The organism is Mycobacterium sp. E3305 (assembly GCF_001666785.1).
GTDB lineage: Bacteria > Actinomycetota > Actinomycetes > Mycobacteriales > Mycobacteriaceae > Mycobacterium.
The window spans coordinates 1-22993 of the sequence record NZ_LZJA01000297.1 but is presented as its reverse complement, the minus strand read 5'-3'; the positions used below and the strand labels follow the sequence as shown (position 1 = coordinate 22993).

Genomic DNA, 22993 nt, shown 5'->3' with positions numbered 1-22993 from the left:
GTCTGCGCAAGGGCAATCAGTGAGAGTCGCGATCACCGGGGCCAGCGGTGTGCTCGGCCGCGGCCTCACCGCCCGCTTGCTCAGCCAGGGCCACGACGTCACCGGGATAGCCCGGCACCGGACCGAAAGCTGGCCCAGTGCGGCCGAATTCGTCGTGGCCGACATCCGGGACACCGACACGGTCACCCGCGCCTTGGCCGGCGCGGACGTTGTCGCCCACTGCGCGTGGGCAACGAGTCCCGGACACGACGACCGAATCAGCCGGCAGGTCAACATCGACGGCACCCGCAATGTGCTGGCGGCGATGGCCGAGACCCGGGCCAGAAGGATCGTCTTCGCATCGTCGGCCCATGTTTACGGCGGCGGGGACGCACCGAAGACCGAGCACGACGAGAGAACGCCGATCGGCGCCGACGGCCGGCACAAGGCAATGGTCGAGCAGATGCTCGAGGATTCGGACCTGGAGTGGGTCGCGATCCGCTCCGCGCTGATCCTCGGCCGAAGCGTGGACAACTGGGTGCGCCGGCTGCTGGCGCTGCCGGTATTCCCGGATGGATCGGCCGACCGCCTGATGCAGGTGGTCCACCCCGACGACGCCCTTCGGTTATTTCACCGGGCGATCGTCGACGACGAAATCGGCAGCGGTCCAGTCAATCTCGCCGCTCCGGGCGAGCTGACGTTCCGCCGGATCGCCGCTGCGCTCGGACGCCCCGTCATGCGGTTGGGCTTCGAACTGGCCGAGTTGGAACTGGTGCACGGCGCCGCGTTCATGGATACCGCGCGGCTGCGTGAGCAGTGGGGGTTCCGGCCGGCCTGGAACTCCAGTGAATGTGTCGAAGATTTCTCGCTCGCGGTGCGCGGCCGCGTCACGGTGGGCAAGCGGGTGGTGTCACTACCGTGGCGGATGGCCACCATCGGCGACCTTCCGTCCGTCGATGCGCCGACTGAGGACGGGGTGAAGCCCGATTGGGCCGGTCCCGCCGGTGACAACGGGGAATTCGATACCCCGATCGATCCGCGCTTTCCGACGTTTCTTGCCACCAACCTGTCGGAGGCGCTGCCCGGCCCGTTCTCGCCCGCTTCGGCCTCGGCGACCGTGCGCGGGTTGCGCGCCGGCGGCGTGGCAATCGCCGAGCGGCTGCGCCCCGGCGGCGTCGTCCAGCGCGAAATCGCCACGCGAACCGTCGCCGTCTTCGCCCACCGGCTCTACGGGGCCATCACGTCGGCGCATTACATGGCCGAAACCGTACCGTTTGCCAAGCCCACGACCATCGTCAGCAACAGCGGATTCTTCGGACCCAGCATGGCATCGTTGCCGATCTTCGGTGCGGAGCGTGCGCGCTCGGATATCGGCCGGATCCGCAAGCAACTGAGGACCATTCGCAACATCGGGGTCTTCGGCGTCAACCTCATCGGCCTGTCGGCGGGCTCGTCGAAGGACACCCACGAGTTCGTCGCCGACGTCGATCGGCTGGAGCGTCTGGCCGACGACGTCGCCCGCCTGGACGATCGTCGGCTGCTGAGTCTGATCACGTTGGCGCGCGACGAGGTGGTGCACGGCTGGGTGCTGGCGTCGGCGTCGTTCATGCTGTGCGCGGCGTTCAACGTCCTGCTGCGCGGTTTGTGTGGACGAGATACCGCCGCGCCGGCGGGCCCCGAATTGGTCAGTGCGCGATCGGTCGAGGCAATGCAGCGGTTGGTGGTCGCCGCACAGCGCGACCCGAAAGTGACAGCGTTGCTCGCCGAACCGGGGGAGCGGCTGGACAAACTCGCCGTCGAGGCGCCGGAGTTTCACGCCGCCGTGGCGGCCGAGCTGGCGCTGATCGGGCATCGCGGGCCCGCCGAACTCGAGATGCTCTCGATCAGCTACTCGGATGATCCCGAGTTGCTCGTCCGGATGGTGACGAAAGCGATGAGCGCCCCTCCGGCACCTCAGCCGCAGCGTCCTCGTATTCCACTGCACGCCAAGCCCGTTGCGCACCTGGCAGCACACCAGCTGCGCGACCGCGAAGTCCGTCGCGATAAAGTGGTGCGAGCCAACTGGGTGCTACGAAACCTGATGCGCGAGTACGGCCGGAGGTTGGTCGAGGCCGGAATCTTCGACACCGCCGATGATGTGTTCTACCTGCTCGTCGACGAGCTCGATGCGCTTCCCGCGGATGTCGGGGCGCTGGTGGCCCGGCGCCGTGCCGAACAACGCCGGCTGGCCGCCGTGGTTCCGCCGACGGTGTTCAGCGGGAGCTGGCAGCCAACCACGACGACGCCGGCGGCTCTCGCCAGCGGAGAAACTCTGCGCGGGGTCGGCGTGTGCGGGGGGAAGGTTCGCGGCCGGGTGCGTATTGTGCGGCCCGAAACGATCGACGACCTGCAGCCCGGCGAAATCCTCGTCGCGGAGGTCACCGACGTCGGCTACACCGCGGCTTTCTGCTACGCCGCCGCAGTGGTGACCGAACTCGGCGGCCCGATGTCACACGCCGCGGTGGTGGCCCGCGAATTCGGCTTCCCCTGTGTGGTGGACGTTGAGGGAGCCACCAAGTCGTTGCCGCCCGGCGCCCTCGTCGAGGTCGACGGCGTGACCGGCGAAATACGGGTGCTCGCACTGGCCCCGGGAAGTTAGGACTCGGCTGAGTCGGCTAAGGCATCGAATTCGATGTCGAGATCGAGCGGCCCGCTCAGCCCGAGCATCGGCTTCCAACGGGACTCCGTGACGCGGCGCGGGTTGGGCTTGCGCCGGTCGATTTTGAGGGCGCCCGTCGTCCACTGGACGACGCGATGGGTCACGGGTGCGGCGCCGTGTGCTGTTGGGCGGCCTGGCGCGCGAGCCGGTCGTTGTGGATCTTGACCAGTTCGCGGAACCCGAGCCGGTGGTACTTCGGTATCGGCTGGATGCCCCACACGTCCTGCGCGGTGGCCTTGCCTTCGGCGCCCTCCGGCGGCCCGAACGGCGGGTAGGGGTACTTGCACTCCAAAGCGTCGTTGGAGTATCGAATCTTGAGCAGTTCGCTGCAGATCTGCGTGAGGCTCAGCGTGGGGTAGCCGTAGTAGACCGCCATGAACGGCAGCGTGAACGCGCCTTCGATGACGAGCGCTACCAGGCATACCAGGACGGCCCGTTTGATCCATTTGTGCATGCGCGCGTAGTACGGCGTGGTCCCCGGCTCGAGATCCGTTGCCGGTTCCCGTTCTTCGGATGTGGCGGTCATGACGGCGCTCCTTGAGCTAGTCGGTGAAGATTTCTCGGTTGACGGTGTGCAGGTAGGGGATGGCGAGGAACGGGGTGATGTAGAAGATGTCGTAGAGCCACCAGCCGACGACGGGGAATACGACGCCGGCGTAGCGCACGTCGGCGAACATGGTCATGTTGAACACGTAGGCGGACCAGATCACCACGCCCATCCAGCAGGTAACCACCATCCACTGGTGACCCCACCGCTTCATCTGGAGAAACCCGATCGCCGCGGCCACCCGCATGGAGAACACCGTGAGGATCAACCCGGCGACATAGGCCTTCTCGCCGGGCCCCGCGGCGCCGCCGACCCAGAGCTCGTTGTAATGCCAGAAGTATCCCGCGTCGAACATGTTGCCCCAGCCGACCATCAGCACCCGGTTGATCAAGGTGTGGTTGGCGACCAGGTCGAGGGCCCAGCCGAGACTGTTGAGCATCCCGTCGATCAGAACCAGATACCCGATCAGCGTCACGATCATGGGCCGGACCGACAAGCCGGCGCGCAGCGCCTGGCGTTGCAGCCATACGCCGCGCATGAAGATGGGGAATCCGATCAAACCCGGCGCCCACATGCCCATCAAGGCGGCGCCGACGATCATCCACTTGTCCGCGCGGCGCTGCGCGTGGCGGGACGCGTCGTGGTGATCGTCCAGGCTGACCGTGACAGCCGGTTGGGCGACAACAGGTTTCACAAGTTCCACCACCCGCGGGCGAAGGACATGTAGAGCTGGATGCCGAACATTGCCAGCAAATAGCCGTAGATGAACAGCTGGAAGACAATCAGCGCCCTCTTGCGCTTCCTCTCCTGTTGGTCCATGCCGTCAGCTCCTCTCCTAAGGGCGTGCACTCGGGGCGTCGGTGGTGGCCAGGCTGGCCACCGCGACTTCACGTAGGCCGTCGGTGACCGCGCCATCGAGACTCAGCGGCGCGAGGATGCAGGCCTCCGCCGCATCCAATTCGCTTGCCCCGGCGGCGATCAGGTGCGCGGCGGTGACCAGCACCCTGGTCGAAGGCGGCTCGAAGTGGAAGGCGTCGTCGGCGGTGCGGATCGCAACAGCGCACCCGACCAGTCGACGCGCGGCGGCGATGGGGATTCCGGCTTCGGCGACGATCACCTCGGCTTCGCGCTCGGGCGGCAGGTAGCTCATCGCGAGTGTGACGAATCGCTGCCGGAAGGACGGCTTCAGCTCCTTCAGCGAGCTGCGATACGCCGGGTTGTACGAACACACCAGCATGAAGGTGTCCGGCGCCGTCACGACCTCACCCGCCCGATCCAGGTACAGCGATCGCCGGTGATCGGTGAGCGAATGCAGGATGGCCAGCGAATCGTGGCGAGCTTCGACGACTTCGTCGAGATAGCAGATCGCGCCGGCCTTGACGGCCCGGGTCAGCGGGCCATCGGTCCAGACCACGTCGCCGCCGGTCACCATGAAGCGGCCGACGAGATCGGAGCTGGTGAGATCGTCGTGGCAACTGATGGTGACGACGGGCCGCTGCAAGAGCAGGCCCATGTGTTCGACGAAACGCGTCTTGCCGCATCCGGTTGGGCCCGTGAGCATCACCGGCAGGCGCTGGCGGTAGGCCCGCTCGAACAGCTGGACTTCGTTGCCGTGTGCGAAATAGGTATCGGTGGCGGCACTCATGCGGCCACCAGTTCGCGATGGACATGAGCCAACACCCGAGGAAGCTCCTCTACGCGTCGGATCCGTTGGGACCGTCGCGGCCCGAACACCTCCGGTAGGGGATCGACACGCGTCGGGCCCACGCCGACGTAGTACATCGACACCCCCGCATCGTTGCCCTCCTCGACGGCGTGCGCGGCATCCGCCCAGGCGTAGCGCCCCTCGTAGCCTTCATCGGAGAGCAGACCGTCGCCGATGACGATCAGCAGCCGCCGTTCGGATGCCTGCGCGAGCAGCCGGCTGGTCAAATGGCGCAGTGGCGCACCGAGCCTGGTGTACCCCCGGGTGGACAGGCCGAGCCCGCTGGGAGCCACCAGCCGCCGCTCCTCGAAGTCCTTCAGGCAGTGGACTTCGACGCGATGGCGGGTATTGCCGGTGAAAGCGAAGATGCCGTGACGCTCTCGCGCCAGGGTCATCGCGCGCGAAAGCGCGTCGGCGCAAGCCAGTTCGAGTTGAAAGATTCGCCCGCCGTGCACCCCCAGCGACGAACTGCCGTCGAGCAGCACCGCCGTGGTGACGTCGCGGCCGACGGGCAGCAACTCGCGGAAGATCCTCGGTTCCTTGGCCTCGCCGGTGGTCAGGTCGATGTAGTGGCTGACGTATTGGTCGACGTCGAGGTCGGAGCCGTCTTCGAGGCGGTTCGCCATCCCCCGGTGGGTGTGTTCTTCGAACCACTTGCGGACGTCGACGGCCACCGCCGCCGGACCGCCTGCGCGCCGGGCATCCGCACGCTCGATCACCGCGACGTGGTCGCGCACGAACCGCTGGGTCCACATGTTCCATTCCGGGTAGGGGATCCCGGGCCGATGCTCCGGGGTCACGTCGAGATCGTTGTCCTGCGGCCGGCTCGGCGGCGGCAGATTGGGATTACGGACACCGCCGTCGCCGCCGACGGGAACCGCGTACGGTCGCGGCAGTCGGTTTTGCGTTGTCGTCCAGGGCATCCGGCCAAAGCTGCGGCGCAACCTGTCGGCCAAGCCTCGCGGCGCCGTGAAGGCCAGCGGCAACGTGCCCAGCAGCGGATGGACCGCCAATGTCTGACCCGTGGCGGCCAACGCGATCGCCCGGTTGAGCATTTCCAGGGCGCTCATGTCGCCCGATTCGGTTTGGAGGTCCGGCAGCAGTCGTCGCGCATCGGGGAGCAGGCCCGGCCAGCGCGAGGCCATCCAGCCGAGGGCGACACCGGCTTCGACAACGCTGAGAGCGCGCACTTCGCGAGTAGACAACTCGTTCAACCGATATTGGGTGATTCGTTCTTTGGACGGTGAACATTGCAGGGCCACACCGCATGTCAGGGCTCTGCGAGTCCAATCGCACAGTGGTGGGTAGGGGACGTGAACGGACGTCAGCGCCGCGTTCAACCCGAAGCGGCGCCGGTCACCCGTGACGAGCCGCACGCCCTCGCGACGTCGTTCGCTCAGCGCGACGGCTGTCACCGAGCAACTCCGCTCCAGTGACATTGCGTGGGAGTCTTCAGGCATCAGCCGAATCCCATGCGTCCCGGCGGTCCACTCCAGCGCTCAAAACGTGCCGATGTTGGAGAAGAGCCAATACCAGAACCAGATGATCAGTCCGGTGCCGCCCCACGCCGCGACGTAGCGAAGGATCTCCCACACATAAGCCACGTTTGGACCTCCTCAGTGACGTAAGGACATTCGGCTCGCGCATCTCAGTCGGAGAAGAGCTCGCGGTTGACGGTGTGCAGGTAGGGGATGGCGAGGAACGGGGTGATGTAAAAGATGTCGTAGAGCCACCAGCCGACGACCGGCAGCACGACGCCGGCGAAGCGCACGTCGGCGAACATCGTCATGTTGAAGACGTAGGTAATCCAGATCACCACGCCCATCCAGCAGGTGACGACCATCCACTGATGCCCCCAGCGCTTCATCTGCAGGAAGCCGATGGCGGCGGCGATGCGCATCGTGAACACCGTCAGGATCAGGCCGACTTCCAACGCCTTTTCGCCAGGTCCGGCCGCGCCGCCGACCCACAGCTCGTTGTAGTGCCAGAAATAGCCCGCATCGAACATGTTGCCCCAGCCGTTGAGGAGCACGCGGGCCAGCAGCGTGTGGTTTGCCACAAGGTCAAGCGCCCATCCGACGGTGTTGATGGCCGCGTCGATGATGACCAGATAGCCGAGCAGCGTGACCAGCATCGGCCGCACCGAGAGGCCGTCTCGCTGGGCCCGCCGGAGCAACCGGACGCCCCAGAGAAACAGCGGTAGGCCGAAGACACCCAGGGCCGCGGTGCCGATCAGCAGGCTGCCGGAGATGAGCCATCTATCGGCCTGACGCTGCGCCAGGTGCGATCGCTCCACGTGCTCGTCGATGGTCAGACCGGAAGCGGGGCGGGCGGCGACGGTGTCGGCATTGGGCTGGCCCAGCTTCGGCGGATTCACGAACCCTCCCCGGTCGTCAACGCTGATTGGATTGGCCTGCGCACTATAACAGGCTGACTACAGTCAGCGTAAGTGCTGGCCTAGTAGCGACCGGTGTCCACAAGAAACTGGGCGTTACGCCGCTGCGCGGCGTGACATGGCCTTGAGTCCCACGCTCTTCAGCGCTGCATGCTCCGCAACGTCCGCGCGACGTAATCCTCCAGCAGCGCGCGGCCCGTCGGCCAGTGGTTGGTGGTGATCAACAACGAGTACAGGCCGAGCAAGAAGAACACCGCGCTGTTCATCGGGCTGACCTCGGGATCGATCTCGCCGCGCTCTTGAGCCTGCGCGATCTCCCGGGCGACCAATACGATCAGGGGGTGATCCCGGCCGTCCTCGGTGGGCGGACGAGTTTGTGAGAAGTGCAGGGCGAGAAAGTCGTTGAAGAGCCGATCGCCCAGCCGTCGTTCCAATCCCACCACCAGGCGGACCGCCTCGTTCAGCGCGGAAGCGAGATCGTGCTCGGCCTTCAAGAATTGCGCGAACTGCTTGGCGATACGGTCCTCTTCGCGGCGCTCCAGTTCCAGCAGAACATGCTCCTTGGTGGGGAAGTGGAAGAAGAAGGTCCCGTGGGCGACGCCGGCGGCGGCCACGATGGCGCCGACGTCGGCCTCGGCCATCCCGGCCCGGGCGAACTCCGCGATCGCGGCGCCCATCAATCGCTCCCTTGTCTGCAGGCGCTTCGCTTCTCGCGCCGACAGCCGGTCCGTCACAGCCATTTCATCCCTCGCAAATTGACCTGACTCGAGTCTGATTTTCCGGGCTAACCCGACAAGTATGACGTGCTCCGCTCAGAAAGGCTTGCAATATCTGGTCATTGTTGGACGGTACACGCTGTTTCCAGCCTGAATGCCGGAGATTCATTGACTATAGTCAGTAAGATTCATAGATTGAACGGCGCATCCGTCGCACGCGGCCGAAGGAGTCCAGCATGGCATTGGAGCAGTTCCGGTTGGACGGACAGGTCGCGATCGTCACCGGCGCCGGGAAGGGCGTCGGGGCAGGCATCGCCCGGGTGTTGGCGGAGGCCGGGGTGACTGTGGTCGGGACCGCCCGAACCGAGGCGGATATCGTTGGCACGATTGAGGGTATCGAGGCGGCGGGCGGTAAGGGGTTGGCGCTTGTCGCGGACGCGATGAGTCGCCCGGACGGTGAACGCGTCGTGCAGACGGCCATGGAGCGTTTCGATCGCATCGACATTCTGGTCAACAACGTCGGCGGGTCGACCTACGCGCGGTTTCTGGATATCACCGACGAGGATTTTCGGCATACGTTCGACTGGTGTGTGACCTCCGCCTTCATCATGAGCCAGCTCGTGGCACCGCACATGCTCAGTGCCGGACACGGTTCCATCATCAACATCTCGTCGGGATCGGCGCGGTTCGGCATTCGGGCGCTGACCGCGTATTGCGTCGCGAAGGGCGGACTCGAAGCGCTGACCCGTGCCATGGCACAGGAACTCGCCCCGAAGATCCGCGTCAACGCGATCGCCCTGGGCTCGTTCGCCACCGACGGCCTGAAGGGCAGCCTGGATCTGATGCCCGGATCACTGGAGAAGATGCAGGAGGCCACCCCGCTGCACCGGCTGGGCGACGTCGAGGACCTCGGGCGGCTCGCGGTGTATCTCTGCACGCGCGATTGTTACGCCACCAACGCGACCTTCCACGTCGACGGCGGCATCGACTCGAACAATTCACCGTTGCCGATACCCGATTACTGACCTGCCCGGCGCCTGAACGCGTGATGATGGGCTCGGCAGCTTCCTGAAAGGATGTGGGGTAACGGTGCGCAGAGTCATACAGTTTTCCACCGGAAACGTGGGTCGGCACTCATTGCGGGCGATCATCGGTCGACCGGATCTCGAACTGGTCGGAGTGCACGCAGCGAGCGCGGAGAAGGTCGGCCAGGATGCGGCGCGGCTGTGCGGGCTGGACCAGCCGACGGGCGTCGTTGCCACCGACGATGTCGACGCCCTGGTCGACCTCGGCGCCGACTGTGTGGTCTACACGTCTCAGGGTGAGACCCGGCCGATGGAAGCCATCGAGCAGATGGCCAGTTTCCTGGCGGCCGGGACCAACGTCGTTGGCACGTCGATGGTCTGGCTGGTGACTCCTCGCCACGCCGACGATTGGCTTCGCGCGCCGTTGGAACGTGCCTGTGCGGCCGGCAATTCGTCGCTGTACATCAACGGCATCGATCCCGGCTTCTCCGGCGATACGCTGGTGCACTCGGCGGTGAGCCTGACCACCCGCGTCTCGTCGATCACCGTGCAGGAGATCTTCGACTATGGAAACTATGACGACGCGGAGTTCACCGGTGCCGCAATGGGCTTCGGTTCGGCACCGGACGACGACTCGCCGATGATGTTCCTGCCCGGGGTGATCGTGTCGATGTGGGGAGGCCAGGTCCGCAGCCTGGCGGACAACCTCGACATCGAACTCGACGACGTGCGCCAGCGCGTCGAACCCTGGTACACGCCAGGACGAATCGAATGCACAATGATGACGGTGGAGCCCGGCCGAATGGCCGCCGTGCGCTTCGCCACCGAGGGCGTGCGCGCGGGGAGGCCGGTGATCACCCTCGAGCACGTCACCCGGCTCACCCGAGCCGCGGCGCCCGACTGGGAGTTTCCCCCCGATGGGCATACCGGTGTGCACCGCGTCGTCGTCGAGGGTGAGCCGCGGGTGGAGATCAACACCCACGTTTCGCATCCCGTCTTGGATTCCACTGATGCCGGCTGCATTTCGACGGCGGCCCGCGTCGTCAATGCGATTGACTGGGTATGCCGCGCGCCGCAGGGGCTCATCGGCGTGGAGGACATCCCGCTGTCCGCCACGATGCGCGGCGTGATGTGGGACGAGCGGTAGGGCCTAGAGCGGCCAGCTGTTCGGCCCGATCTCATAGCGCAGCGCGGCGGCCGGAGGCAACGACTGTCGTTCGTTGACCGAAATCGCATCGACGACGAGTGCGACGTAGCGTCGCCAGCCGTCGCTACCCGCATCCATCGTCGACAGCACGCTGAAGAGCATCGCGATCAGGCGGGGTAGGTCGTCGCTGACCAGGTCGGCGCGGATGCTGCCGGCTCGCTGACCCTCGAGGGCCAGCTCGGCGAGCGCGACGTTGAGCGAAACCGAGATGTCGGACGTGAGCGCCCCGGCCCGGCGCGCAGCGGTCAGCAGGTTGTGTTCGCGGGCCCCCAACGAGATTGCCGCTTCGATCAGTTGGGTGAGACCGCGCAGCGCGTCATCGGCACGGCGGACGGTCTCGATCACCGGCGTGAGATCCTCCGCGATGCTCTGATCCAGGGCGGCCCGCACCAGGTCGGCCTTCGTCGGGAACCTGCGGTAGAGGGTTCGCTCACCGACGCCGGCGCGCCGGGCGACGGCCTCCACGGGCGCATCCGGCCCCAGCTCGCCATAGACGTCTCGTGCCGCGCGCAGAATGCGCTCGACGTTGCGCGCCGCGTCCGCCCGCAACGGTCGATCCTCAACCGCGGTCATCCCGACAGCCTAACTGACGGTTGACTGCCAACTAGCCTGGCTTTACGCTCTAACAACTGGCAGATACCTGACACTTAATCAGAAACACGGTTCATGGCAATATCTTTCGATGCGTCGGACCCCTGCTCCGACGCGGATCTTCCTGTGCTGCCCGCCCCGCGGCCGGCGCGTTGCCCGCTCGCAGCTCCGCCCGAGTTCGACGAATGGCGCAAACAGCCCGGCCTGCGGCGGGCGATGTTCCAGGGCAGCCCGGTTTGGGTGGTCAGCCGCTACCACGACATCAGGGCGGCGCTGGTCGATCCGCGCTTGTCCGCGAAGACCATTCCGGACTCCATCCTGCCGACGGACGCCGACAACAAGGTCGCGGTGATGTTCGCACGGATCGACGACCCCGAGCATCATCGGTTGCGGCGCATGATGACGAGCAACTTCACCTTTCGGCGTTGCGAAGCGATGCGGCCGCACATCCAGGAATGGGTCGACCACTATCTCGGCCAGATGATCGAGCGCGGCGCACCCGCCGATCTGGTGCGCGAATTCGCCTTGCCGGTGCCGTCGATGGTGATCGCACTGCTGCTGGGGGTGCCGCCCGAAGACCTCGAACTCTTCCAGCACAACACCACCAAGGGGCTTGACCAGAAATCGACCGACGAGGAAAAGGGCCAGGCGTTCGGGGCCATGTACGCCTACATCGAGGAGTTGGTGCAACGCAAGGCGCGCGAACCCGGCGACGACTTGATCAGCCGCCTGCTCACCGAATACGTCGCGACGGGCCAACTCGATCACACCACCACGGCCATGAACAGCGTGATCATGATGCAGGCCGGCCACGAAACCACCGCCAACATGATCTCGCTGGGAACGGTTGCGCTGCTGGAACATCCCGACGTGTTCGAGCGGCTCGGACAGACCGATGACCCGGCCGTCATCGCCAACACCGTCGAAGAGCTGATGCGCTACCTCACCATCGTGCACAGCCAGGTCGATCGCGTGGCGACCGAAGATCTGACCATCGGCGGTCAGCTGATTCGCGCGGGGGAGTACGTCATGATGAATCTGCTCGCCGGGAACTGGGACGCCGAGTTCGTAAACAATCCCGAATCTTTCGACGTCGACCGAAACACCCGCGGGCACTTGGGCTTCGGCTACGGGGTGCATCAATGCATCGGAGCCAACCTGGCCCGGGTCGAGATGCAGGTCGCATTCGCCACGCTGGCGCGCCGCTTACCCGGGCTCAAACTGGCGGTATCCCCGGCGGAACTGAGGTTCAAAGACGCCAACATTTATGGCATGAAAGAACTTCCGGTCAGTTGGTGAACATGGCCACCGCGCTGCGATTCGACGGGCAGGTCGCCGTGATCACCGGTGCGGGCGCCGGCCTGGGCAGGCAGTACGCGCTGTTGCTTGCATCGCGTGGCGCGCGCGTCGTGGTCAACGACATCGGCGGCTCGGTGACGGGGGACGGATCCAACGCCGCAGTGGCGGGCGCCGTCGTCGACGAGATTTGCCGGCTCGGTGGTGAGGCCGCCGCCGACAGCAACAGCGTGACGAGTCCCGAAGGCGCGGAAGCCATCATCGACACCGCCCTGCGCACCTGGGGGCGGGTGGACATCCTGATCAACAACGCGGGCATCGTCGGCGACGCGCCGTTCGAAGACATGACCGCCGACCGGCTCCGACCCCTGCTGGATGTCCACTTGAACGGTGCGTTCTATGTGACGCGGCCCGCGTGGCGGGCCATGCGCGAACGGCGGTACGGCCGGGTGCTCAACACCTGCTCGGCCGCGGGAATCCTTGGCGCCGAGCGCATGAGCAACTACGGCGCGGCGAAAACCGGGTTGATCGGGTTCACCCGGGTGCTGGCCGCCGAGGGTGCCGAGCGCGGCATCAAGGTCAACGCCATCGCGCCGATCGCCTACACCCGGATGCTGACGCACTCGCTCGACGGGGCGGGTCAACAGGATGACCCCGCGTCGCAGGCGGTGATGAACGACCTTGTGGGCCAATACCTTCAGAAGCTGGACCCGGCGCAGGTCGCCCCGGTGGCGGCCTTCCTGACCCACCGTGATTGCCCGGTGTCCGGGGAAATCTACACGGTGGGGGCCGGACACGTCGGGCGCTTCTTCATCGGCCGGACACGGGGCTTCTACGACCCGGGGTTGTCGATCGAAGGTGTGCGTGACCATTTCGATGAGATCCGCGACGAAGCCGGCTACACGGTTCCGCGAGGGCCCGCGGACGAGATGGCCGAGCTGTTCGCGACGATCATGAACAGCTGAACGCCGTGCCGACACCGTCCGGCGCCGGCCCCGGCTTCAGGCAGCCGAACGGCTCGATGCCCGCGGGACCCAGGTGTGCGGCGGATTGGTGGGCGTAGTTCACGCAGTAGAGTCCGGTTTGATCGGCCCGGCAGCGATAGTCGCCGAATGACAGCGAGTCGCCGTTGGCCAATTCCGGACCGTTGCCGTTGATGAACGGACCGGGATCGGCGCGCGACGCACCCACCTGCAGATTCACGCCGTCGAAGGTCACCCAACCGCCCTGCCAATCGCCGTACGAGGTCGCGGGCGCGGCCGGCGGATTCGTCAGGCTGACCAGACAGACCAGGGCGGCACCCGTGTGCTTGGAATCGGTCATGCAGGATGCTTTGCCGGCGACGGCCGAGAACGCGAGGTCGTTGCCGAGCGGCGTGGCCGCACCGTCGCGAATCGCATCGTGATAGCGGCCGGGGTCCGCGGGATGGCCGGCCTCGATCCACGCGATGACGTCGGAGATCGAGGCTCCGGCCGCCGGCGCCGCCGAGGGGGCCGGCCCTTTGCCCCCGGAGGGGGTGGAAGAAGCGCTTCTCGACGTTGGCGTTTGCTGAGACTGGCCGCCGACCGTGTGCGAGCAGCCGGCGATCAGTAACGACGCTGCAAACAGCGCGACGATCCGCATCCAGTCAGGCTAAACCGCCGTGGCCGCGAATAAGGCGCTGCGCGCGCGTTACGCCCGTCATGTCGGCTAACGTCGGGTTATGCATCAGCGCACCGTCCGCGCACGCACGACCATCGGCACCGTGGAGGGTTTCACCCGCGACGGCGTCCACCGCTGGCGATCCATCCCCTACGCCCGGCCGCCGGTCGGGCCGCTGCGCTTGCGGGCACCCCGGCCGGCGCAACCGTGGTCGGGTGTGCGGCACTGCCACGGCTTCGCCAACTGCGCACCCCAGCAGCGCCGCTACACCATGCTCGGCTGGTCCGGTCTTGGAGGCCGTTATCAGCCGATGGGGGAGGACTGCCTGACCCTCAACGTCGTCACTCCCGAGGGGCCCGCCGAACAGCCGCTTCCCGTGATGGTCTTCATCCACGGCGGCGGCTACATCCTGGGTAGCTCGGCGACGCCGCTCTACGACGGTGCGGCGCTCGCGCGCCGCGGCTGCGTGTACGTGTCGGTGAATTACCGCCTGGGCGCGTTGGGATGCCTGGACCTGTCGTCCCTTTCGACCCCGGACATCCCCATCGACAGCAATTTGTTCCTGCGCGATCTGGTGCTGGCGTTGCGCTGGGTGAAGGACAACATCTCCGCGTTCGGCGGAGATCCGGACAACGTCACCATCTTCGGGGAGAGCGCCGGCGCGCACATCACCGCCACCCTGTTGGCGGTGCCCGCCGCCGAAGGGCTGTTCGCGCGGGCGATTTCGGAGAGCCCGGCCGCCGGCATGGTCCGGTCGGGCGAGACCGCGGCGGAATTCGCGACGCGCTTCGCCGAGCTGCTGGGCGCGCGCCCGGAAAACGCCGCCGAGGTGTTGATGCGGGCGTCGCCGGCGCAACTCGTGGACGCTCAACACCGGCTGATCGACCAGGGCATGGAGGACAGGCTGGGCGCCTTTCCGATCGGCCCCGTCGCCGGTGACGATGTCGTGCCCACCGATCCGGTCGAGGCGATGCGCGGGGGCCGGGCCCATCGGGTGCCGCTCATCGTCGGCACCAACGCGGAAGAGGGTCGGCTGTTCACCCGCTTCCTCAAGATGCTGCCGACTAATCAAGCCATGATCGAGGAGTTGCTGGCCGACACGGAACCGGCTGCACGCGAACGCATTACCGCCGCATATCCGGATTACCCCGCGCCATCGGCGTGCATCCAGCTTGGTGGCGATTTCGCGTTCGGGTCGGCGGCCTGGCAGATCGCGGAGGCGCACAGCGCTCACGCGCCGACCTACCTCTACCGGTACGACTTCGCGCCTAGGACGCTGCGCTGGTCTGGGCTGGGCGCCACCCATGCCACCGAGTTGCTGGCCGTCTTCGACGTCTATCGCACGCGATTCGGTGCCCTGTTGACCGCCGCCGCGGACCGGCGCGCCGCGCTGCGGGTGAGCAACCAGGTGCAACGGCGTTGGCGGGCCTTCAGCCATTCCGGCGCGCCGGGCGACGACTGGCCCACCTACAGCACCGCCGACCGCGCCGTCATGGTGTTCGACCGCAAGAGCCGCGTCGAGTTCGATCCACACCCGCACCGCCGGATTGCCTGGGACGGCTTCTCCCTGGCGCGGTGACCTGGCACGCTGACCCTCATGCATGCCGACACCGCGCAAATCATCGAACGACCCGGCGACCTCACCGCAGCATGGCTGGAATCGGTGATCGGCGCCGGGCCCGTCGCCGATTTTGCCGTGGAGCGCATCGGCACCGGACAGATGAGCGAGTGTTACCGCGTCCGGCTCAGCTATGCCGATGGCGCGGCGAAGGCCGGCAGGCCCGAGTCGGTGGTCCTGAAGGTGGCGGCGACCGACCCGGTGAGTCGGCAGACGGGGCTGGCCCTCGGCCTCTACGAGCGCGAGGTGCGATTCTACGGCGACATAGCGCCACGGCTGGGCGGCCCGATAGCGCCCTGCTACCACGCCGCGGTCGACAGCTCGACGGGCGCGTTCGATCTTTTGCTCGGCGACGCCGGGCCGGCGGTCGTCGGGGACGAAATCGCCGGTGCCACAGCCGAACAGGCCCACCTCGGCGTGGTCGAGCTGGGTCGGCTGCACGGACCGCTGCTCGGCGACACCGCGCTCGCCGAAGCGCCGTGGCTCAACCGCGAATCGCCGCTCAACCAGGCGATGCTCGCCCCGCTGTACGCGGGCTTCATCGACCGCTATGGCGAGCAGATCGCGCCGGAGCACCGGATGGTCTGCGAACGCCTGGTCGCGTCCTTCGACGGCTACCTGGCCGCCGAGTCGGCGCCCGACCGGATCCTAGGGCTGATGCACGGTGACTACCGCCTGGACAACCTGCTGTTCGGCACCGCCGGGGCCGAACGCCCGCTGACGGTCGTCGACTGGCAGACGGTGTCCTGGGGGCCCGCCCTGACCGACCTGTCGTACTTCCTCGGCTGCGCGCTGCCGACCCCCGATCGCCGGGAGCAGTACGACGCGTTGTTGCGGGCCTACCACGAGGCGCTGGGGCCTGCGGCGCCGCTGTCGCTCACCGACGTCGCCGAAGGTGTTCGCCGACAGAGCTTTTTCGGCGTGATGATGGCGATCGTCTCCTCGATGCTGGTGGAACGCACCGAGCGCGGCGACCGGATGTTCATGACCATGCTGCAACGACACTGCGACCACGTGCTCGACACCGACGCGCTGGCGACGCTGCCCGCCGCGCAGACGCCCGAAGCCCTGCGGCCCACGGTGGAGGACGAAGGTGCGCACGCGGCGACCGCCGAGCCGCTGTGGAGCGAGAGCTGGTACTCCGACTTCGCCGACGCGGCACAGGGATTGGGCGGCTGGTTCCGCCTCGGCCTGATCGCCAACGAACGGAAGGCCTGGGTGCACGCGCTGCTGTGCGGCCCCGACATGCCCACCGTGGCCGTCGACGCGCAAGTACCGCTGCCGGCGGATCCGTGGGACGTGCGCAGCGATTCCTTCGAGCTCGGCCACTCCGCGACCACCCCGCTGCAGACCTACCGCGTCGACCTGCGTGCCCACGCCCAGTCGTACCCCGATCCGTCGGCGCTGTTGCGCGGAGAGCCCGGCACCCCCGTCGAGATGACGATGAGCCTGGTGTGGGCCACCGACGGCATCCCGTACAAGTACCGGTTGACGACGCGTTACGAGATCCCATGCACGGTCTCGGGCACGGTCACCATCGACGACACCAATTACCGCCTTGAGTCGGTCCCCGGCCAGCGCGATCACTCCTGGGGCGTGCGCGACTGGTGGAGCATGGACTGGATTTGGAGCGCGCTGCACCTGGACGACGGCACCCATCTGCACGGCGTCAACATCCGGATTCCCGGCGCACCGGCATTCAGCATCGGCTACTCCCAGGATGCCGCGGGAACGGTCACCGAGCTGCAAACGGTGGATTCACGAGAATCGTTCGGCGCCAACGGGTTACCACTCCGCGCCACCTTGGCGCTCAACCCCGGCGAGATCACCGCGGACGTTCAGGTCCGCGGCCAGGCGCCGGTGCGTCTGATCGCCGCGGACGGGCGGGTGAGTCAGTTCCCGCGCGTCTGGGCGAGCGTCCGGACCGCCGACGGACGCAACGGCGCCGGCTGGCTGGAATGGAACCGCAACCTGGCCGAACGGTCCGAGTGAGCGGACGGGGCCCCGTCGTGGTGATGGGCGTTTCCGGATCGGGCAAGTCGACCGTGGGAGTCGCGCTCGCGCGCCGCTTGCAGGTCCCCTTCGTGGACGCCGACACCCTGCACCCGCGGGCCAATATCGCCAAGATGGCGGCCGGGGAACCGCTCGACGACCACGACCGCTACCCCTGGCTGGAAAAGGTCGGTGAGTGGCTGGCCGGGCACCGCGGCGGCGGGGTGGTCAGCTGCTCGGCGTTGAAGCGCAGGTACCGCGACCAATTGCGCGCGCACTGCCCGCAGGTCGAATTCCTGCACCTCGCCGGTTCGCCCGCGCTCATCGGCGGTCGGCTGGCGGCCCGCACGGGCCATTTCATGCCGGCCGCGCTGTTGCGCTCGCAATTCGACGCGCTGGAACCGCTGGGCGGCGACGAGGCCGGCGCAACCGTCGATGTCGATCAGGACGTCGACGCGATCGTCGACGGCTTCCTACACGAGGACGGTTGACCGGTCAGGACAGCTTGCGACGGCCGGCCTTGACCTGCTCGCCGACCCTTTCGCGTGCGGTGTCGGCCAGGTAGCCGCCTCGTGCGCGGGCCGTCTCGGCAAGGTAGGTGCCGCGGGCGCGGGCGGTGTCGGCGAGGTCCTCGCCGCGGTCCACAGCCGTGCTGGCCAGTTCTTCGCCGCGCTTACGCGCCTTCTTCGCCAGCTTCTCGCTACGCTTGCGCGCCTTCTTGGCCAGTGGCGCGGCCCAGTCGGCGGCTTCGTCGGCGAGTTCTTCGCCGCGCTTGCGGGCCTTCTTGGCGAGTGGCGCGGCCCAGTCGGCGGCTTCGTCGGCGAGTTCTTCGCCGCGCTTGCGGGCCTTCTTGGCCAGCGGCTTGCTTCGATCGGCGGCGGTGCTGGCGAATTCGCGGCCGCGTTCGAGCGCGGCCTCGGCGTACGGCGCCCCCCGTTCCGCGGCGGTGCTCGCCAATTCGCGGCCGCGCTCGGCGCCGACCTGCAGGCCGTGCACGATCTTCTCGCCCAACTCCGAGAAGTCCGTGTCGAAGCCGTCATCGGAGCCGGGCAGCGCCGACGACACCCGCTCGGAGAGCCGCTCGGCCGCGCGCCGGCCGCGCCATCCGAGCGACGGCTTGCCCGCGGTGTCCGCCGACGCGATCAGCAACCCGCCGACCAGGCTGAGGTCGGTGAGGAACTGCTGGCGCTTCTGCGCCTTGGCCTGCGGGTCGCTTTCGTTCCAGAACGAGTGCGCCCCGAGGTTGGCCGGCAGCACGGTGAAGGCTAGCGCCGCCGACGCGACGCGCGGCAGCTTGCCGGTGGCCAGCAGCAGGCCGCCGCCGATCTGGACGGCGGCGTTGATTTGCGCGAACGTCTCCGGGTCGCTCGGGATGGCCCCGCTCACCGAATTCGGCAGCGCCTGCAAACCATCCACTGCCGGCGCGGCGGCCGCCGCCGCCGACTTGGGGTTGAGCAGGGAGTTGACTCCTTGGCCGATGAAGGCAACTGAAAGCAATGGGCGCGCGATTCTCCGGATCACCATGGCCGGGGGATTACCCGACTCGTTGACGGACAAACCGCCCAGCCCATACGTGCAGCTGAGGCGCCATCCGGGGCGACACCGATAGGGTGAAAGCCGTGAGGGCGTTGATCATCGTCGACGTGCAAAACGACTTCTGCGAGGGCGGCTCGCTCCCGGTCCCCGGCGGCGCCGCCGTGGCGGCCGCCATCAACGGCTACCTGGCCGGCGAGCCGGGCTACCGGCACGTCGTAGCAACCCAGGATTACCACGTTCGCCCGGGCGACCACTTCTCCCACCGGCCGGACTACTCATCGACGTGGCCACCGCACTGCATCGCCGGCAGCCCGGGCGCGGACTTTCGCCCCGACCTCGACACCAGCCGGATCGAGGCGGTCTTCCGCAAGGGCGCCTACGCCGCGGCATACAGCGGGTTCGAAGGGGTCGACCAGAGCGGGACCACGCTGCTGGACTGGTTGCGGCGGCATGGGATCGACGAGGTCGACGTGGTCGGCATCGCCACGGACCAGTGCGTGCGGGCCACGGCCGAGGACGCCGCGCGGGCCGGCCTGACCACCAGGGTGTTGGTGGACCTGACCGCGGCTGTCGCCCCGGATTCGGCCGCGCGGGCGCTGGCGGAAATGCGATCGGCGGGCGTCGAGCTGGTCGGGGGACAGTGATGGCGGTGGCACCGGAGCGGGAACGCCTCCTCGCCGCCGTCGAGTGCTCGCCGCGGGCGGCCGCCGCGCACGACCGCGAAGGCTGGGTGGGGCTGTTCGCCGACGACGGCCGCGTCGAGGACCCGGTCGGCTCGCGTCCGCACGTCGGGCGGGAACGGATCGGCCGTTTCTATGACACCTTCATCGGCCCGCGCGACATCACATTCCACCGCGACCTCGACATCGTCTTCGGCACGGCGGTCCTGCGTGACCTCGAGCTGGAGGTCGCCATGGGTTCCGGCGTCACCATGTACATCCCCGCGTTCCTGCGCTACGACCTGCTAGAGGTCAACGGCGACTGGCGCATTGGCGAACTCCGGGCCTACTGGGAACTCCCCGCCATGATGCGCCAATTCCTGCGAACCGGACCGCGCGCGGTGCCGCCCGGGCTGCAACTGTCGCGAGGCCTGTTGAACAATCAGCGGCTGAGCGGCGCGGTGGGCTTCATCGCGGCATTCCGGCGGGTCGGTGCGCGGCACAAGCAGTCGGTGCGGGCGTTCCTCGACGCCGCCACGGCCGGGGATCGAGACGCGGCTGCCAGAGCGCTATCCCCAAGCGCTGCAATAACTCTCGGCGACCACGAGGTACTCGACCTCGCCGGGCTCGTCGAGCAACTCGACGGCGCCGGCGGCACGAAGATGATCGGCGCGGGCAGCACAGTGGTGGTTTCGCTGACCTCCGCTCGCGGGCGGGCCATCATCTTCGCCGACATGACGTGGCGGCCGAATGCCATCAACCGAATCCGCTACTTCCCGGCCTGAGGGTCCCGCGGCCCACCAGCGCCGGCAAATTTGCTCAAAACCGGCGTCGACATATTGCCCGGAGCGCGACGGTGCCGTACAAATAGCTGTCCCCGAAGGGAGTCGACGATGGGTATGGTGCGGATCTTCGGCGCGGGAATTGCATTCACCGCCGCGCTGAGCGTTGTCACGGCTTGCGGCGGAAAGGAAAGCACCTCTGCGTCGTCAAGCTCGTCGAAAACGACTTCGTCGTCGACGGCGACGTCGAGTTCGACAGCGTCGACGACGACGAGCGGCCCGACGTCCGGCAGTGCACCACTGGGCGACTACACGTACCTCCTCCTTCAGGCGAGCGACGTCGGCATCGACGTCGGAACGACAGGTCCCCCCACGCAGAATCCCGGTGGCGTCGCCGGCGCCGGGGTGACGTTCATCAATCCCGACCACACACGCAGCATCGACGACCTGGTCGTCGTGTTCACCGACCCGGCGACCGCCGCGCAGCAGGCCAAGGAGCGCGCCCAGTCGTTCGGCAAATACGTCACCGGCGCCCCGCAGCCATTCGAGGTCGGCACCAACGGACTGATCGCGGTGGGAACCTCGCCCGACAACTCAAAATCGGTGACCTACGTGACATTCGCCGAGAGCAGGGTGGGCGTCGACCTGGAGTTCGACAGCCCGCCCAACGATCCCGCCCCGCGGGATGTCGTGCTGGACATGGCCCGCAAACAAGACCAACTCGTCAAGGACCGCTTGCCCAGCTAGCGGGGCTCAGTGCACGACCATCAGCGCGAGCGTCGCCGCCGATAGGCACAAGTAGGCGCCGGGAAACGCGATGTTGTACAGCACGTGGGCCCGCAGGTGGGTCACGACCGCGCCGACGAAAAACAGCACCAGGCCGGTAGCGGCCGCGATTCCCAAGGCGCGCAGCCCGACAACTCCCACGACGAGTCCGGCCGCCCCGGCCAGCTTGACCGTCGCCAGCGCCGGCAGCCACGACCGCGGCACCCCGACTTCGGCCGAGTTCGCCAGCACGAACCTGGCGGGGACGAGGTCGGCCACGGCGATCCCGGCGGTGATGGCGGCGGTAAACACCGTGATCACGACGCATGCGGTGGTCATGGGTGCCAAACCCCTGCCCGGCAGCCGGTTTCGCGGCGGGGAGCCGAACGGTGGCCGCGCGTTCCGCGGCGCACAATCGATAAGGTCATAGTGCTGGCCTCCTTCGCAACAGAGGGCTCGATGGACTCGGTCATTTTCTTGACGGTTCCTCTGCGGAAAAGGTGACCCATGAGCGCGCATAAGAATTTGGCCGATCTCGCGCGGCGCTTCGACGCCGACCGGCGGCACCTGAGTGCGGTCGCGTTCCAGCTGTTGGGCTCGGCCGCCGATGCCGAGGACGCGGTCCAGTCGGCGTGGCTGAAGGCCAGCCGCGCGGATTACGGCGCGGTCGACAACCTCACCGGCTGGTTCACCACCATCACCGCCCGCGAGGCGTACGACCAGCTCCGCGTCCGCAAACGGCGCGCCGAACATCCGCTCGCCACCACCGAGGAACTGGATCGGCTCGAAGCGGCTGCGTCGCCGGCGGACGAGGAGACCCTCCTGACGGAGTCGGTCAGCAATGCGCTGCTCGTGGTGCTCGACCGGCTCTCGCCCGCGCAGCGCGTCGCATTCGTGCTGCATGACGTGTTCGCGGTGCCATTCGAGAGGATCGGCGACCTGCTGGACCGCTCGCCGGAAGCGGCGAAGAAGTTGGCGAGCCGGGCGCGCGGGCGGCTGCACGGCGACCCGGGCGGCGAACCGGAGCGCGCGGCAAAGCACCTGGAGATCGTGGAAGCGTTTCTCGCCGCGTCCCGCGGCGGTGACATCGCGTTGTTGCTTGAGCTGCTGGCCCCGGACGTGGTGCGCACGGTCGATCGCGCGCTGGTGCCCGATGACGTGCCGACCGAGCTGCGCGGCGCCGGGCAGGTCGCCGAGGAGACCCGCCGATTCGCCCAGCGGGCCCGCGCCGGTGTGGTCATGCTCGTCGACGGGGCACCGGCCATCGTGATAGCGCCATACGGGCACGCCGAGGCGCTGCTGCTGATCACCGTCGGAACCGATGACCGCATCCACGCGATCGACATCACCGGGGATCCCACCCGGATCCGGTCGGCCGCGCTGGCACTCCCGGGCGGGCCGATCCAGCAACACCACAGCCGCATCGGGTACCAAGGACATCAGACGCCGCCGGCCGGGCGGCCGGCAACGGGGCGAGAACGGAAGGACCATGCTCGATAAGCCGTTCCCGCGGCGCCGCCTGCTGAGTGGCGCCGCCGCGCTGACGGCGGCATCGGTGACGCCATGGGCCGCCGGCTGCGCCCCGCAAGACGACGCGTTGACGTTTTTCTTCGCGGCCAACCCCGACGAACGCGATGCCCGGATCCGCATCGTCGACGAGTTCACGCGGCGCCACCCCGACATCAAGACGTCCGGGCACTTGCCGCCGGCGCAGAACGTCGACAGCTGCTGCATCACGCCCGGGGCCGAAAGCACCGGACGAACCTTGATGTCGGGGTGGCGCCGCGTGAACTCGTCGACGATGCGGATCCGGGCATCGCGTTCGTCGGGGTTGGCCGCGA

24 protein-coding genes and 1 pseudogene are annotated in these 22993 nt (G+C 67.6%); 13 read left to right on the top strand and 12 right to left on the bottom strand.

What is annotated here, in order from left to right:
* Positions 1-19: 19 nt before the first annotated feature.
* A complete protein-coding gene (locus A5701_RS25785) occupies positions 20-2617 on the top strand; it encodes a sugar epimerase family protein (RefSeq protein WP_067760880.1) in 2598 nt (865 codons plus the stop codon).
* On the opposite strand, the gene A5701_RS28395 is transcribed toward A5701_RS25785, so the two are convergent.
* From A5701_RS28395 to A5701_RS25755, 8 genes are all read right to left on the bottom strand, one after another.
* Positions 2614-2781: a hypothetical protein gene (locus tag A5701_RS28395; protein WP_156670268.1), complete on the bottom strand. Its 168-nt coding sequence runs from the start codon at positions 2779-2781 to the stop codon at positions 2614-2616. The genes A5701_RS25785 and A5701_RS28395 overlap by 4 nt on opposite strands.
* Positions 2778-3203: a hypothetical protein gene (locus A5701_RS25780; protein WP_067760878.1), complete on the bottom strand. Its 426-nt coding sequence runs from the start codon at positions 3201-3203 to the stop codon at positions 2778-2780. Before A5701_RS25780 ends, A5701_RS28395 begins: the two co-directional genes overlap by 4 nt.
* A 16-nt stretch (positions 3204-3219) precedes the next feature.
* Positions 3220-3918 carry a hypothetical protein gene (locus tag A5701_RS25775; RefSeq protein WP_067760876.1) on the bottom strand — a complete coding sequence of 233 codons (699 nt, stop codon included), beginning with the start codon at positions 3916-3918 and terminating at the stop codon, positions 3220-3222.
* Entirely contained in the window at positions 3915-4043 is a 129-nt protein-coding gene (locus A5701_RS29175) for a hypothetical protein (RefSeq protein ID WP_255369178.1), read from the bottom strand. The genes A5701_RS25775 and A5701_RS29175 overlap by 4 nt, the downstream gene beginning before the upstream one ends.
* A 16-nt stretch (positions 4044-4059) precedes the next feature.
* On the bottom strand, positions 4060-4869 hold the full coding sequence (locus tag A5701_RS25770) for a CbbQ/NirQ/NorQ/GpvN family protein (protein ID WP_067760874.1): 810 nt from the start codon (positions 4867-4869) through the stop codon (positions 4060-4062).
* Positions 4866-6389, bottom strand: coding sequence for a nitric oxide reductase activation protein NorD (locus A5701_RS25765; RefSeq protein WP_067760872.1), 1524 nt, complete (start codon positions 6387-6389; stop codon positions 4866-4868). Before A5701_RS25765 ends, A5701_RS25770 begins: the two co-directional genes overlap by 4 nt.
* A 188-nt stretch (positions 6390-6577) precedes the next feature.
* Positions 6578-7306, bottom strand: coding sequence for a hypothetical protein (locus A5701_RS25760; protein WP_067760870.1), 729 nt, complete (start codon positions 7304-7306; stop codon positions 6578-6580).
* A 158-nt stretch (positions 7307-7464) separates the two neighbouring features.
* Positions 7465-8064 carry a TetR/AcrR family transcriptional regulator gene (locus A5701_RS25755; protein ID WP_067760868.1) on the bottom strand — a complete coding sequence of 200 codons (600 nt, stop codon included), beginning with the start codon at positions 8062-8064 and terminating at the stop codon, positions 7465-7467.
* A gap of 212 nt (positions 8065-8276) precedes the next feature.
* On the opposite strand from A5701_RS25755, the gene A5701_RS25750 reads away from it, so the two are divergent.
* Together A5701_RS25750 and A5701_RS25745 are read left to right on the top strand one after the other, a co-directional pair.
* Positions 8277-9065 carry an SDR family NAD(P)-dependent oxidoreductase gene (locus A5701_RS25750; protein WP_067760866.1) on the top strand — a complete coding sequence of 263 codons (789 nt, stop codon included), beginning with the start codon at positions 8277-8279 and terminating at the stop codon, positions 9063-9065.
* 64 nt (positions 9066-9129) lie between these two features.
* Positions 9130-10212, top strand: a complete 1083-nt coding sequence (locus A5701_RS25745; protein ID WP_067760864.1) for a dihydrodipicolinate reductase — start codon at positions 9130-9132, stop codon at positions 10210-10212.
* A gap of 3 nt (positions 10213-10215) precedes the next feature.
* Here A5701_RS25745 and A5701_RS25740 read toward each other — a convergent pair whose 3' ends face one another.
* Positions 10216-10845 (bottom strand): TetR/AcrR family transcriptional regulator, encoded by a 630-nt coding sequence (locus A5701_RS25740; RefSeq protein ID WP_067760862.1) that lies wholly within the window; start codon positions 10843-10845, stop codon positions 10216-10218.
* Positions 10846-10938: 93 nt separating this feature from the next.
* Here A5701_RS25740 and A5701_RS25735 point away from each other — a divergent pair, with 93 nt between their 5' ends.
* Positions 10939-12162 carry a cytochrome P450 gene (locus A5701_RS25735; protein ID WP_067760860.1) on the top strand — a complete coding sequence of 408 codons (1224 nt, stop codon included), beginning with the start codon at positions 10939-10941 and terminating at the stop codon, positions 12160-12162.
* A 2-nt stretch (positions 12163-12164) separates the two neighbouring features.
* On the top strand, positions 12165-13124 hold the full coding sequence (locus A5701_RS25730) for an SDR family NAD(P)-dependent oxidoreductase (protein WP_067760858.1): 960 nt from the start codon (positions 12165-12167) through the stop codon (positions 13122-13124).
* Here the strand turns inward: A5701_RS25730 and A5701_RS25725 are convergent.
* A complete protein-coding gene (locus tag A5701_RS25725; RefSeq protein ID WP_067760856.1) occupies positions 13111-13782 on the bottom strand; it encodes a hypothetical protein in 672 nt (223 codons plus the stop codon). The two genes, A5701_RS25730 and A5701_RS25725, sit on opposite strands and share 14 nt — an antisense overlap.
* 79 nt (positions 13783-13861) lie before the next feature.
* On the opposite strand from A5701_RS25725, the gene A5701_RS25720 reads away from it, so the two are divergent.
* Genes A5701_RS25720 through A5701_RS25710 form a run of 3 tightly spaced genes read left to right on the top strand, consistent with a single transcriptional unit; the run spans position 13862 to position 17901 of the window.
* Positions 13862-15379, top strand: coding sequence for a carboxylesterase/lipase family protein (locus tag A5701_RS25720; protein WP_067760855.1), 1518 nt, complete (start codon positions 13862-13864; stop codon positions 15377-15379).
* Between the two features lie 18 nt (positions 15380-15397).
* Positions 15398-17410: a phosphotransferase gene (locus A5701_RS25715; protein WP_067760853.1), complete on the top strand. Its 2013-nt coding sequence runs from the start codon at positions 15398-15400 to the stop codon at positions 17408-17410.
* Entirely contained in the window at positions 17407-17901 is a 495-nt protein-coding gene (locus tag A5701_RS25710; RefSeq protein ID WP_082969835.1) for a gluconokinase, read from the top strand. Before A5701_RS25715 ends, A5701_RS25710 begins: the two co-directional genes overlap by 4 nt.
* A gap of 4 nt (positions 17902-17905) precedes the next feature.
* Here the strand turns inward: A5701_RS25710 and A5701_RS25705 are convergent, their stop codons facing one another.
* Positions 17906-18934 (bottom strand): DoxX family protein, encoded by a 1029-nt coding sequence (locus A5701_RS25705; protein ID WP_067760849.1) that lies wholly within the window; start codon positions 18932-18934, stop codon positions 17906-17908.
* Positions 18935-19029: 95 nt separating this feature from the next.
* On the opposite strand from A5701_RS25705, the gene pncA reads away from it, so the two are divergent.
* From pncA to A5701_RS25690, 3 genes are all read left to right on the top strand, one after another.
* Positions 19030-19590: a pyrazinamidase PncA gene (gene pncA / locus A5701_RS25700; RefSeq protein ID WP_082969838.1), complete on the top strand. Its 561-nt coding sequence runs from the start codon at positions 19030-19032 to the stop codon at positions 19588-19590.
* Positions 19590-20390 (top strand): nuclear transport factor 2 family protein, encoded by an 801-nt coding sequence (locus tag A5701_RS25695; RefSeq protein WP_067760845.1) that lies wholly within the window; start codon positions 19590-19592, stop codon positions 20388-20390. Before pncA ends, A5701_RS25695 begins: the two co-directional genes overlap by 1 nt.
* Before the next feature lie 108 nt (positions 20391-20498).
* On the top strand, positions 20499-21134 hold the full coding sequence (locus A5701_RS25690; RefSeq protein ID WP_067760843.1) for a hypothetical protein: 636 nt from the start codon (positions 20499-20501) through the stop codon (positions 21132-21134).
* A 6-nt stretch (positions 21135-21140) separates the two neighbouring features.
* Here A5701_RS25690 and A5701_RS25685 read toward each other — a convergent pair whose 3' ends face one another.
* On the bottom strand, positions 21141-21491 hold the full coding sequence (locus A5701_RS25685) for a DoxX family protein (RefSeq protein WP_067760841.1): 351 nt from the start codon (positions 21489-21491) through the stop codon (positions 21141-21143).
* Positions 21492-21659: 168 nt separating this feature from the next.
* Between A5701_RS25685 and A5701_RS25680 the strand changes: the two genes are divergently transcribed.
* On the top strand, positions 21660-22652 hold the full coding sequence (locus A5701_RS25680) for a sigma-70 family RNA polymerase sigma factor (protein ID WP_067760839.1): 993 nt from the start codon (positions 21660-21662) through the stop codon (positions 22650-22652).
* Positions 22642-22993, top strand: a pseudogene (locus A5701_RS29435) (hypothetical protein); the annotation flags it as partial. The gene A5701_RS25680 and the pseudogene A5701_RS29435, both read left to right, overlap by 11 nt.

What these genes read in the sequence shown, in the direction of transcription:
- A5701_RS25705 (WP_067760849.1), bottom strand. Translation starts at nt 18,934, where the DNA reads ATGGTGATCCGGAGAATCGCGCGCCCATTGCTTTCAGTTGCCTTCATC.
- A5701_RS25690 (WP_067760843.1), top strand. Translation starts at nt 20,499, where the DNA reads ATGGGTATGGTGCGGATCTTCGGCGCGGGAATTGCATTCACCGCCGCG.
- A5701_RS29175 (WP_255369178.1), bottom strand. Translation starts at nt 4,043, where the DNA reads ATGGACCAACAGGAGAGGAAGCGCAAGAGGGCGCTGATTGTCTTCCAG.
- A5701_RS25680 (WP_067760839.1), top strand. Translation starts at nt 21,660, where the DNA reads ATGAGCGCGCATAAGAATTTGGCCGATCTCGCGCGGCGCTTCGACGCC.
- A5701_RS25720 (WP_067760855.1), top strand. Translation starts at nt 13,862, where the DNA reads ATGCATCAGCGCACCGTCCGCGCACGCACGACCATCGGCACCGTGGAG.
- A5701_RS25750 (WP_067760866.1), top strand. Translation starts at nt 8,277, where the DNA reads ATGGCATTGGAGCAGTTCCGGTTGGACGGACAGGTCGCGATCGTCACC.
- A5701_RS25730 (WP_067760858.1), top strand. Translation starts at nt 12,165, where the DNA reads ATGGCCACCGCGCTGCGATTCGACGGGCAGGTCGCCGTGATCACCGGT.
- A5701_RS25695 (WP_067760845.1), top strand. Translation starts at nt 19,590, where the DNA reads ATGGCGGTGGCACCGGAGCGGGAACGCCTCCTCGCCGCCGTCGAGTGC.
- A5701_RS25685 (WP_067760841.1), bottom strand. Translation starts at nt 21,491, where the DNA reads ATGACCACCGCATGCGTCGTGATCACGGTGTTTACCGCCGCCATCACC.
- A5701_RS25755 (WP_067760868.1), bottom strand. Translation starts at nt 8,064, where the DNA reads ATGGCTGTGACGGACCGGCTGTCGGCGCGAGAAGCGAAGCGCCTGCAG.
- A5701_RS25715 (WP_067760853.1), top strand. Translation starts at nt 15,398, where the DNA reads ATGCATGCCGACACCGCGCAAATCATCGAACGACCCGGCGACCTCACC.
- A5701_RS25765 (WP_067760872.1), bottom strand. Translation starts at nt 6,389, where the DNA reads ATGCCTGAAGACTCCCACGCAATGTCACTGGAGCGGAGTTGCTCGGTG.
- A5701_RS25770 (WP_067760874.1), bottom strand. Translation starts at nt 4,869, where the DNA reads ATGAGTGCCGCCACCGATACCTATTTCGCACACGGCAACGAAGTCCAG.
- A5701_RS25780 (WP_067760878.1), bottom strand. Translation starts at nt 3,203, where the DNA reads ATGACCGCCACATCCGAAGAACGGGAACCGGCAACGGATCTCGAGCCG.
- A5701_RS25725 (WP_067760856.1), bottom strand. Translation starts at nt 13,782, where the DNA reads ATGCGGATCGTCGCGCTGTTTGCAGCGTCGTTACTGATCGCCGGCTGC.
- A5701_RS25740 (WP_067760862.1), bottom strand. Translation starts at nt 10,845, where the DNA reads ATGACCGCGGTTGAGGATCGACCGTTGCGGGCGGACGCGGCGCGCAAC.
- A5701_RS25735 (WP_067760860.1), top strand. Translation starts at nt 10,939, where the DNA reads ATGGCAATATCTTTCGATGCGTCGGACCCCTGCTCCGACGCGGATCTT.